Source organism: Lachnospira hominis (ex Hitch et al. 2025) (assembly GCF_040096395.1).
Lineage (GTDB): Bacteria > Bacillota > Clostridia > Lachnospirales > Lachnospiraceae > Lachnospira > Lachnospira hominis.
The window spans coordinates 1-905 of the sequence record NZ_JBBMES010000065.1 but is presented as its reverse complement, the minus strand read 5'-3'; the positions used below and the strand labels follow the sequence as shown (position 1 = coordinate 905).

Sequence of the window (905 nt, the reverse complement as noted above, 5' to 3'; positions counted from 1 at the left end):
TGGTCAATGATGAAAACAATCTCTCAGGTATTTGTCACAGGTGTTAAGGAGATTACAACAACTCCGGCACTTTTCGGCGATGTACTTGAGTATGAAGGAAAGTTCTATAAGGTTGGAACTGTGAGGCAGGAAGTAAAGGATACCAAGGTTGAAGATGACAGCTTTTATCTTCTCACTCTTGCAACAGTTGCTAAGGAACTTAAAAGAAGAGGTCTTGAAGAGGCAAAAGTATTCCTTGCTGTAGGACTTCCACTTACAAGATTTGGAGCTGAGAAGAATGATTTTATCAAGTACCTGACAAAGAATAAGCGTGTAAGCTTCAAATATGAGAATGAGCCGTATCATATTGAAATTGATGATGTGGCAGTATTTCCTCAGTGCTATGCAGCAGTAGTGGACAAGATTCCTACAATGGCAAAGAAAACGCTGATAGTAGATATCGGTAGCTGGACAATCGACATTATGCCGGTAATCAACAAGTCACCGGATGAATCAAAGTGTGTGACGATTCCAAAAGGTCTTATTACCTGTATGCGTTCTATCAATGAGCAGTGTGTAAGACAGCTTAACGGAGAGGTAGACGAGTCAGAGATACAGAATATCATGCGATATGGCAGGTCAGATATTGATGATGAATACTTTGCCATTATCAAGGCAGAGATAGAGGATTTTGTCGATAAGGTATATAACTCAATCCGTGAGTTTGGGTATAACTTAAAAACTACACCGATTGTATTTGTCGGAGGCGGGGCAGTTGTGATGAAGAATTTTGGTAGTCATGATGCTAAGAACATTTCCTATAACCTTGATGTAAAGGCAAATGCAAGAGGATATGAGCAGCTTGCCACAATGGGACTTAAAAGCACTAAGCGATTATCATAAGGAGGCAGATGATGGGAAGAAGA

General features: G+C 40.2%; 1 protein-coding gene. It reads left to right on the top strand.

Going from position 1 to position 905, the window contains the following annotated elements:
- On the top strand, nt 1-882 hold an 882-nt coding region (locus WMO38_RS15385), incomplete at its 5' end, for a ParM/StbA family protein (protein WP_349163223.1).
- Between the last annotated feature and the right edge of the window lie 23 nt (nt 883-905).